Raw genomic sequence first — 9,653 nt, forward strand, 5'->3', positions numbered from 1 at the left:
GTCGGCGTACCCGTTCTCACGGATAAGGTGGACATTGCCAGTGTCCGGGTCCAATTTGCGAGCGGGTGTGTGGCCAATATCACTGCCAGCCGGATTTCCCTCGAAGATCAGCGGCGCATCCGTTTTTTTCAGCCGGACACCTGTGTAACCGTAGATTACGTCACGAAGAAAGTAGCCATGTACCACCGTCTCCCCAGTCAGGGGGATCAGAAATCCCGAATTTCTTTGGAGATGGTTGAAATAGAACCAGGAGATGCCCTGCAGCTGGAGTTATGCTCTTTTATCAAATCCTGCTTACAGCGGACCACCCCCATGGTAACCGGCGAGGACGGCAAAAATGCTCTGGCCTTGGCCATCGAAATCAACAGGCAAATCCAAACGAATATGGAAAAGATCCCTTCGATTACTTCTTTTTACGAGATGAGAGGAAACCTTCCGGACGCCTCTTGGTAAAAATTACCGAACGAAGGAGAGGGGCTCTTGATTCCAGAAAAGAAAAAAATTCTGATCATAGCAGGGGAGGCCTCCGGAGACCTGCACGGGTCCGGTGTGGTAAAGGCCCTTTTACAATTGAGCTCAGATGTTCAGGTTTATGGGGTGGGGGGCGGAAACATGCGCCAAGCCGGCGCCGAATTGATCATCGACTCCTCCCGGCTGGCCGTAGTGGGCATTACCGAGGTTTTTGGGAAAATCGGTAATTTAGTCAGAGCCTATTGGCAATTAAAGCAATTTATCAAAACCAATCACCTTGCTCTTTTAATTTTAATCGATTTTCCTGATTTCAATCTACTCTTGGCCCGGGTGGCCAAAGGGATGGGGGTGCCCGTTCTTTATTACATCAGCCCCCAGGTTTGGGCTTGGCGTTCTGGTCGGGTGAAGAAAATCGCCGAGCGGGTTGATAAAATGGCTGTGATCTTGCCGTTTGAGGTACCCATTTTCCGTAAGGTTGGCTTGGATGTGGAATTCGTCGGTCATCCTTTATTGGATTTAGTGGGTTTGCATCAGCAGGAAATTGCTTTCCCCCATGTGGAGGAATGGAAAGGAGCCCCGCTCATCGCCCTGCTTCCTGGAAGCCGGGCAAAAGAGGTTAACTCCTTACTGCCCAGCATGAAACGGGCCGCCGAGATCATAAGGGAAAAAAAACCAGGAGCCAGGTTTATTCTGGCCGCTGCCCCCTCCTTAAACGTAAAGGAAGTTACGGAGTTTTTAAAGTCTTCAGATGTTTCCGTCACCATTGTCCAGGGGCAAACCTACCAGGTTATCAAGGCTGCCGACTTGGTCATTGTGGCCTCTGGAACTGCCACGCTGGAAACCGCTATCCTCGACAAGCCCATGGTTATCCTTTACCACGTGTCTTCCCTGAGTTATTGGATAGGGAAATCGCTGGTCAAAGTGAATTGGATTGGCCTGGTAAATATTGTTGCTGGAAAAAGAGTGGTACCAGAGCTTCTTCAGGAAGCGGCCCAAGGAGAGCGCATCGCTGCTGAGGCGCTGAAAATCTTAGAGGATGAATCCTACCGGCAGGAGATACTGCAAGGACTAGCCGAGGTCAGAGCGAAACTGGGCACTCCAGGGGCAGCCGAACGAGTCGCCAAGATGGCCCTGAATATAATGGAAAAAAGCAATTAGCTGTCAGCATAATTTTAAATTGCCTATAACCCATTACCTATAACCTATTACCTGTATTGAACATGGACCTCTATCGCCGACTTTTGCATTTCGTTACCCCTTACTGGCATCGCTTGGGCGGAGCCATGCTTTGCATGCTTTTTTTTTCCGCGGCCACGGCAGCCTCAGCCTTTCTGGTTAAACCGGTCCTGGACGATGTTTTTTTCAAAAAAGACCTGGTTATGTTAAAGCTCATTCCCTTGGCCATTATCGGGATCTTCATCCTGAAAGGTCTGGTTGATTATGGGCAGTCTTACCTTATGTCCTACGTGGGGCAGCGGATCATTGCCGACCTGAGGGAGAAAATTTACAACCATATCCAGTCGCTTTCTCTTTCTTTCTTCACCCGGAATCCCACCGGAATTCTGATGTCCCGCATCACCAACGATGTAAATCTGGTCCAGGGAGCCGTAACCGATGCCGTTACCGGACTGTTGAAAGACGTTTTCACCATTGTCGGCCTGGTTTCGGTTATATTCTATCGGGACTGGAAGTTGGCATTTGTGGCCATGGTTGTCTTCCCGCTGGCTATTTATCCGATCGTTAAATTTGGAAGGAAGCTTAGGTCTTATAGCACTCGCAGCCAGACCACCATGGGGGACATATCTTCCATCCTTTTGGAGACGATTGCCGGAAGCCGGATCGTAAAAGCTTTCAATATGGAAGATTATGAACGAGCCCGATTCGCCCGGGAGAACCGCAAACTCTTCGGAATTTCAATGAAGTCTGTTCGGGTGCGGGCCATTTCCCATCCTCTGATGGAGGTGCTCGGCGGCTTGGGCATCGCCTTTATCGTTTTCTACGGCGGTTACAATGTCATTAGAGGAGATGCCACTCCCGGGACTTTTTTTTCATTTCTAACAGCCCTGCTGATGCTCTATGAGCCGGTGAAGCGATTGAGTAACGTAAACAACACAGTGCAACAGGGGTTAGCGGCGGCCTCCCGCATTTTCGAGATTCTGGACACCGTCCCGGAAATCCGCAACCGACCAGGAGCGAGAGCACTCACCAACATCTCGAAGGGGATTGAGTACCGGGATCTGTCGTTCAAGTATGAAGAAGATTGGGTATTAAAGAATATCAACATCAAGGTGAAAACAGGGGAAGTGGTGGCTTTTGTCGGGGCCAGCGGCGGAGGGAAAACCACCCTTCTTAACCTTTTACCCAGATTCTACGACGTTACTTCCGGAAAAGTTCTCATTGATGATGTAGATATTCGTGATTTTACCGTAGAATCCCTAAGAGGAATGATCGGTATCGTCACCCAGCAAACCATTCTTTTCAATGACACAGTGAAGAACAATATTGCCTACGGAAACATCGGCCAGCCCTTTGAGAAGATTGTCAAAGCTGCCGAAGCCGCCTATGCCCATAATTTCATCCAAAATTTGCCCCAGGGATATGATACCGTAATCGGAGAACAAGGGGCGAAGCTTTCCGGTGGAGAACGCCAACGCGTCAGTATTGCTCGGGCTCTTCTTAAAAATGCTCCGATTCTAATATTGGATGAGGCAACTTCCTCTTTGGACTCCGAGTCCGAAATTGAGGTCCAGAAAGCTCTGGAATACCTGATGCAGGGGCGTACCACGCTGGTGATTGCCCATCGTCTCTCGACAATCAGGAAAGCGAATCGTATCATAGTAATTGTCAACGGTGTCATTGTTGAAGAGGGAACCCACGAAGAGCTTTTAGAGCGAGATGGGGAATATAGAAAACTCTATTTGCTTCAATTCATCGATAGTGATTTGGAAAGAATTAATAGGGCGGAGAATGGCGAAAAAGTATCCGCTCTATCTTAGAGAGTTCGAGCCCGGGCTAAGATTGGCTGTAAAAGCCTAAGGAGTTTTATTGCTTTCTTTGCCAATTGTTCGAATGGAGGTAATAAAAAATATTAAAAATTATAAAAAGTTAAATGCTATATTTTAATAAGTTACTTAACAATTTGATTTACACCCAAAAAGAAAGTTTGCTCAGGAAAATAATTCTTGCTCCTCTTGGCATACTTTCTTTTTTTTATGGGTGGGGCAATTCTCTACGAATATATCTTTATGATCGGAAGGTTTTCCCCACCCGTTCTCTTCCTGGCAAAGTGGTAAGTGTGGGAAACATTACCTTGGGAGGTACTGGTAAGACACCTTTTGTTATTTTAATCGCGGAGATGCTCAGGGCAAAAGACTTTCGAGTCGCTATCCTGAGCCGGGGGTATAAAGGGAATTTCCCTGAACCTTTTCGGTTGGTTTCCGATGGGAAGCATACTTTCATGGAGGCATCCCAGGCTGGAGACGAACCTTACTTGCTGGCCGAAAAATTGAATGGGATTCCGGTAATCGTTGGCCAAAATAGATGGCGATCTGGCCAATATGCTATCGAGCATTTTCAAAGCGAAATCCTGATTCTGGACGATGGGTTTCAACACCTCCCTTTAAAAAGGGATTTGAACCTTCTTTTGATCGATTCCTCTTCTCCGTTCGGTAATGGGCACCTGTTCCCTCGGGGTATACTCAGGGAATCCCCAAGTCAGCTTCGTAGGGCTGACGCCATCATTTTGACAAAGGCCGGTCAATATGATAACTTTAAAATATTAAAGCAAAAATTAGCCAAAGTTCCTGAGGAAATTCCCATTTTTCAAGTTGAATATTCACCAGGTGAAATTCGGATGTTGGAAAAAGAAACATCCTTCCCACCGGAATACCTGAACGGGAAGAAGGTTTTGGCTTTCTCCGGCATTGCCAAACCCATTTCATTTCAACAAACTCTTCTTAATTTAAACGCCCAAATCGCCGAGTTCGCCATTTTCCCCGATCATCATCAGTACCGTCCTAAAGAATGGGAAAAGCTTTATCAAAAAGCAAAGAATTTAAGGGTTGATGCACTGGTAACAACCGAAAAAGATCTGGTGCGGTGCCAAGGTCTGGAGCAAGGGATCATTCCTTTGTGGGGAGTTTCCATCCAACATGTTTTCTTGGGCAACGATTTACCCCGCTTTGAAGAATTCCTGTTTTCGAGGCTGAGCCTTGCTAGGTGAACGGATTTTTAATGGAAAAAATAGGCCAATCCCTTGTCCAAAAATTTCTACTGCCGGCCATTAACCTTATCCCGCTCCAATCGAGGGTTTGGTTCCTGGAAAGATTGGGCCGGTTGTTATATGTTCTCGACGGGCGGCATCGCAGGATCACCTTAAGAAACTTAGCCCTGGCTTTCAAGGATAAAGATTTTAAGGAACGAGAGCAGATTGCCCGGTCGGTCTTTCAGAATCTAGGGAGAGTTCTGGCCGAATTTTCCTACATTCCGAAGTTAAACGAACAGAATATTGGTCAGCATATTGCGGTCGAAGGTTTAGAAAATTTTTACCGGGCGTATACCAAGGGGAGAGGAGTTCTTTTGTTTACGGCCCACTTCGGCAATTGGGAATGGATGGCCTTAAGCATACCTCTTGTGATTCGCCAACGCTGCAATGTGGTTGTTCGTCCTTTGGACAGCCAATTCTTGGACGGGGTGGTGCAATGGTTACGTACCTGCACTGGCAATCAAACAATCCCCAAACAAAAGTCCCTGGGGCGCCTCTTGCACCTTCTAAAAAACGGAGAAATCATAGGGATTCTTCTTGACCAAAACATGGCCTGGCAAGAAGGGGTTTTTGTCAACTTTTTCGGCGAACTGGCCTGTACAAACATAGGGATGGCTTTGTTGGCGTTAAAGACCGGGGCACCCGTGGTCCCCACTTTCAATATCCGACAGGCCGATGGGAGTTACCGGGTTGTGTTCGAACCGGAAGTTCCATTAATTCAAACCGAGGATAAAGATCAGGACGTGGAAAAAAATACAGAACTTTTTACCCACATCATCGAGCGGTATGTGCGCGATCATCCCGATCACTGGTTATGGTTGCACCAAAGATGGAAGACCCGCCCCTGGCAGTCCAAAAGGCGAAAAGGATCGTTCGGTTATGAAGGGTGAAGAGAAGGCCCTCTTTAAGGATGTTAAAAAAATCTTGATCCGCTCAGCCAATTGGGTGGGAGATGCGGTGATGAGTCTCCCCGCCATTACTTCAACGCGGCTGAGTTTTCCCCAGGCGGACATTGCCATCCTAACTAAACCTTGGGTGGCGGAAATATTTCACAACAGCCCTATTGTCGATCGGGTAATTCTCTACCAAAGTCCTGGAATCCATCAAGGGATTCAGGGGAAATGGCGTCTGGCCCAAAAACTAAAAGAAGAAGGTTTCGAATTGGCCCTTCTGCTGCAGAATGCCTTTGAAGCAGCTTTAATTTCCTATCTGGCCAGGATTCCTCGAAGAGCTGGGTATAATACAGACGGGCGGAGCCTTTTGCTCACCCACCCAGTGGCTTGCAATCAAAAAATTAAAAAGGGTCACCAAGTCGATTATTATTTAGAGATGGTAGAATCACTGGGTTTTCTTTCTGTCAGGCGTACTCCTTATTTAGAAGTGTCCCAGGAACAACAGGAAGAAGCATTGCGGATGCTAAAATCTTTGGGTGTAAGAGAAACGGAAGAAATCGTCGGAATCAGTCCAGGGGCGACCTATGGGTCTGCCAAACAATGGTTTCCGGAAAGATATGGAAAACTGGTGGAGCAAATTGGGAAAAACTTGGGAGCCCGAATTCTAATCTTTGGAAGCCATGGAGATAAAAAAGTGGCCCTTCAGGTCCGCCAGAATGCCCGGATACCGCTCATGGATCTAACGGGCATAACCACCCTGGCGCAGGCCATGGCTTTGATTGCCCGTTGCCGTCTTCTTATTACTAACGACTCAGGCCTGATGCATGTCGCTGCTGCCCTGGGGGTTCCTTTAATTGCCCTTTTTGGATCCACGGATCCTCAGAGAACGGGGCCCAGAGGGGAGTTATGTCGGGTGATCGGCAAGCCCATCCCCTGTGCCCCATGTTTGAAAGCCGAATGTCCTGATCAAAGGCGCTGTATGGAACTTATCTCCGTAGATGAGGTTTATGAAGAAGTAAAAGCAATTTGGGACTCGAAACTATGAACCCGCAACCCATAACTCGCAACCCGCAACTCCCAGCTTCCAAGGGGCATATCGCTGTTTTTCTTGATCGGGACGGGACGATATGCGAAGAGGTGGGTTACATTGATTCAATTGAGCGGCTGCGCCTTATCCCCCGCTCGGCTGCGGCTATAAAATTGCTTAACGATCGGGGGTTTAAAGTCGTAGGGGTGACTAACCAGTCCGGCGTAGCTAGAGGTTTTTTCCCCGAAGAGCTTTTGGAAGAATTACACGCTGAGTTAAGCCGCCAGTTGCGAGAAGAAGGGGCACATCTTGACGGGATCTATTTTTGTCCCCATCATCCCAGCGATGGAAATGCGCCTTATGTGCAGGTCTGCAATTGCCGCAAACCGGCTTCGGGTCTTCTCCTGCAGGCAGCCCAAGATCTGGGCCTCGATCTGTCGGCTTCTTATATGATCGGGGACCATTTTTCCGACGTGGAATGCGCGCAAGGTGTGGGTGCGCAAGGGATATTACTTCTAACGGGGCACGGCAGCCAGGCTTTGGCGCAGAAAGAAAATTGGGCCAGGCCGCCTTCTTTTATTGCCAGCGACCTCTTCGAAGCCGTTAACTGGATTGTCTCCAATGCGGGAAAGCAATGAGTGTGCGTAAAAACCACCCCCCCCGGAAAATTTTGATCATTAAACTCAGTGCCATTGGGGATGTGATCCAAACTCTTCCCATGGTTGAAGCCTTGAAGAATCAATATCCCCAGGCCCAAATTGACTGGCTCGTTGAAGAAGATGCTTCGGACCTTCTCCTCGAGAACCCAGTGTTGAACCGGGTGATTGTTAGCCACCGCAAATCGTGGCAAAAGCGGCTTTTCCGGAAAGGTCATTTCTGGACTACCCTCAGCGAGATAAAAAAATTTATTCGGGAATTAAGAAGCGTGCAATATGACTGGGTCATTGATAACCACGGAATTTTCAAGAGCGGCATCATGGTGGCTTTAAGTCGAGGGCGCAGGAAGATAGGCTTTAAACCTTTTCCCGGAATCGCCGATGAAGGGAATTATCTTTTCACCAACGAAAGATATAAGCCACTTCCGATTGATCGGCATGCCCTGGAGCGTTATTTAGATTTGATCGCCCAGGTCGGAGTTTTCGTAAATGAACCAGATTTAAAATTCTCGTTACCAGCAGAGGCGCAAAATAAAGTTGAGAAAGTGCTCCGCCAGCATGGTCTTACTTCCTCTCCACTGGTGGTTATCCACCCCGTGGCCAAATGGCCGACCAAGCAATGGCCTTTGGAGAATTTTGCCCAACTGGCCGATAACCTTGTCGGCAAAGGAGCTTCTTTGGTTTTTACCGGAAGCCCGGATGACCGTGAAGCGGTACAATCGATCTTGGGCCAGATCCAAAACCACCAGAGGGTGGTGAATCTCGTAGGAAAAACTGGCCTGAAAGAATTGGCCGGGCTCTTCTCCCTTGCCGACCTTGTCCTGACCCCAGACACCGGACCCATGCACTTAGCCGCAGCCGTGCAAGCTCCCCTTATCGCCCTCTTTGGGCCCACGGCACCCTGGAGAACCGGCCCTTACGGGAACAATCATGTGATCCTGCGCAAACCTTTGGCCTGCAGTCCCTGTTTTAAGAAAAAATGCCCAACGATGGAATGTATGAAATCCCTATCGGTGGAGGAAGTCCTTGAGGCAGTAGAAAAGAAATTGTGGAATGCGGATTGCCGAATGCGGAATAAAATAATCCAAGAATTAAATCCGAATTCCGCAATCCGCAATCCGCATTAGGAGGATTTTATGGCTTTGAGCAAAGACTTATTGGAAATTATCGCTTGCCCGAAGTGCGTTCGCGACCCCGGTTGCACGGGCGAGTTGGAATACCGGGAGGCGCAGAATCAGTTGGTCTGCCACCATTGCAAGTTGATTTACCGTATCGAAGATGACATCCCGATCATGTTGATCGACGAAGCAACTCCATTGGAAGAGGGAAAAACATAAATCGTTTCCGTTGGAAACCCATTCGCTATGCGGCTGCGCAATATAAAAAAAATCCTCATTATTCAACTGGGGGATATTGGCGATGTCGTCTGGACAACCCCAACTTTATGGGCGGTTAAGGGTGCCTATCCAGATGCCCAATTATCGATTCTGGTAAGGGAAGGATGCGGAGCCTTATTAGAGGGAGACCCTTCTCTGGATAAAGTGTTTGAAGTTCGGGGCTATAAGGGAGGTCTCCTGCGCAAAGGAAGAGAACAGATCAGATTCCTAAAGGCCTTGAGGCGGGAAGGCTTTTCTCTGGTTATTGATCTACGGGCCGGCGACCGGGGCGCCATCATTGCCTACCTCACAGGAGCCCCCATAAGGGTTTCCTTGCTTTACCGTGGAGGCGTTCCCTTCTGGCGAAATCGAGTATTTACCCATTTAATCGATCCACCTTACTTGGACAAAAAAGTCCGGGGGGCTGCGGAACAATCATTACGAATTGTACGGGGATTAGGGATCGAATCGCGCGATACCACTCCCCGATTACAGGTTTCAAAGGAAGTTAACATGCGGGTGCAGAGGATTCTCCAGCAAGAGAAAATTACTGATCTTGAAAAATGGATTACCCTTAACCCCTTTTCGCGATGGAGTTACAAGGAATGGAGCCTTGAGAGATGGCCAAGGATCATTGACTGGTTGTGGGATGAATATCAGATGGCCACGGTGATCACCGGTTCCCCGGAAGAAAAAGAGAGAGCGAGGATATTGGTCAAAAAATGCCAAGGGGAGGTTTTTAATCTGGCAGGGAAGACCACCCTCCGGGAGCTGGCGGGTCTGCTCAGTTTGAGTTTTTTACACATCGGAGTGGACAGCGCTGCCCCTCATATCGCTGCTGCCGTAGGCACTCCCACCATCACCATCTATGGCCCATCGGATTGGTACGACTGGGCACCCATCGGAGATATCCATAAGGTCATCTTTCCGGACCTAGAATGTGTTCCCTGCCATAAAAAAGGGTGC

General features: G+C 48.5%; 10 protein-coding genes. All 10 read left to right on the forward strand.

The genetic code is table 11. The features are described 5' to 3' along the window. Nucleotides 1-453: hypothetical protein (locus Q7V48_04150; protein ID MDO9209927.1), on the forward strand; the 453-nt coding region annotated here is incomplete at its 5' end. 27 nt (nt 454-480) lie between these two features. Next, nucleotides 481-1,629, forward strand: a complete 1,149-nt coding sequence (gene lpxB / locus Q7V48_04155) for a lipid-A-disaccharide synthase (protein MDO9209928.1) — start codon at nt 481-483, stop codon at nt 1,627-1,629. A gap of 62 nt (nt 1,630-1,691) precedes the next feature. After that, on the forward strand, nt 1,692-3,467 hold the full coding sequence (gene msbA, locus Q7V48_04160) for a lipid A export permease/ATP-binding protein MsbA (GenBank protein MDO9209929.1): 1,776 nt from the start codon (nt 1,692-1,694) through the stop codon (nt 3,465-3,467). Nucleotides 3,468-3,580: 113 nt separating this feature from the next. After that, entirely contained in the window at nt 3,581-4,693 is a 1,113-nt protein-coding gene (lpxK, locus tag Q7V48_04165) for a tetraacyldisaccharide 4'-kinase (GenBank protein ID MDO9209930.1), read from the forward strand. An 11-nt stretch (nt 4,694-4,704) separates the two neighbouring features. Next, nucleotides 4,705-5,625 carry a lysophospholipid acyltransferase family protein gene (locus tag Q7V48_04170; protein MDO9209931.1) on the forward strand — a complete coding sequence of 307 codons (921 nt, stop codon included), beginning with the start codon at nt 4,705-4,707 and terminating at the stop codon, nt 5,623-5,625. Continuing rightward, entirely contained in the window at nt 5,615-6,673 is a 1,059-nt protein-coding gene (gene waaF / locus Q7V48_04175; protein MDO9209932.1) for a lipopolysaccharide heptosyltransferase II, read from the forward strand. Before Q7V48_04170 ends, waaF begins: the two co-directional genes overlap by 11 nt. Continuing rightward, the gene (locus Q7V48_04180) at nt 6,655-7,293 is read left to right on the forward strand and encodes an HAD family hydrolase (protein ID MDO9209933.1); all 639 of its coding nucleotides are present in this window, start codon (nt 6,655-6,657) and stop codon (nt 7,291-7,293) included. The genes waaF and Q7V48_04180 overlap by 19 nt, the downstream gene beginning before the upstream one ends. Further along, on the forward strand, nt 7,290-8,438 hold the full coding sequence (gene waaC / locus Q7V48_04185; protein ID MDO9209934.1) for a lipopolysaccharide heptosyltransferase I: 1,149 nt from the start codon (nt 7,290-7,292) through the stop codon (nt 8,436-8,438). Before Q7V48_04180 ends, waaC begins: the two co-directional genes overlap by 4 nt. 9 nt (nt 8,439-8,447) lie before the next feature. Next, the gene (locus tag Q7V48_04190; GenBank protein MDO9209935.1) at nt 8,448-8,648 is read left to right on the forward strand and encodes a Trm112 family protein; all 201 of its coding nucleotides are present in this window, start codon (nt 8,448-8,450) and stop codon (nt 8,646-8,648) included. Nucleotides 8,649-8,675: 27 nt separating this feature from the next. Next, nucleotides 8,676-9,653, forward strand: a 978-nt coding sequence (locus Q7V48_04195) for a glycosyltransferase family 9 protein (GenBank protein MDO9209936.1), incomplete at its 3' end; no start/stop codon positions are given.

Source organism: Deltaproteobacteria bacterium (assembly GCA_030654105.1).
Taxonomy (GTDB): domain Bacteria; phylum Desulfobacterota; class SM23-61; order SM23-61; family SM23-61; genus JAHJQK01.

What these genes read in the sequence shown, in the direction of transcription:
- msbA (MDO9209929.1), top strand. Translation starts at nt 1,692, where the DNA reads ATGGACCTCTATCGCCGACTTTTGCATTTCGTTACCCCTTACTGGCAT.
- lpxK (MDO9209930.1), top strand. Translation starts at nt 3,581, where the DNA reads ATGCTATATTTTAATAAGTTACTTAACAATTTGATTTACACCCAAAAA.
- Q7V48_04170 (MDO9209931.1), top strand. Translation starts at nt 4,705, where the DNA reads ATGGAAAAAATAGGCCAATCCCTTGTCCAAAAATTTCTACTGCCGGCC.
- waaF (MDO9209932.1), top strand. Translation starts at nt 5,615, where the DNA reads ATGAAGGGTGAAGAGAAGGCCCTCTTTAAGGATGTTAAAAAAATCTTG.
- waaC (MDO9209934.1), top strand. Translation starts at nt 7,290, where the DNA reads ATGAGTGTGCGTAAAAACCACCCCCCCCGGAAAATTTTGATCATTAAA.
- Q7V48_04190 (MDO9209935.1), top strand. Translation starts at nt 8,448, where the DNA reads ATGGCTTTGAGCAAAGACTTATTGGAAATTATCGCTTGCCCGAAGTGC.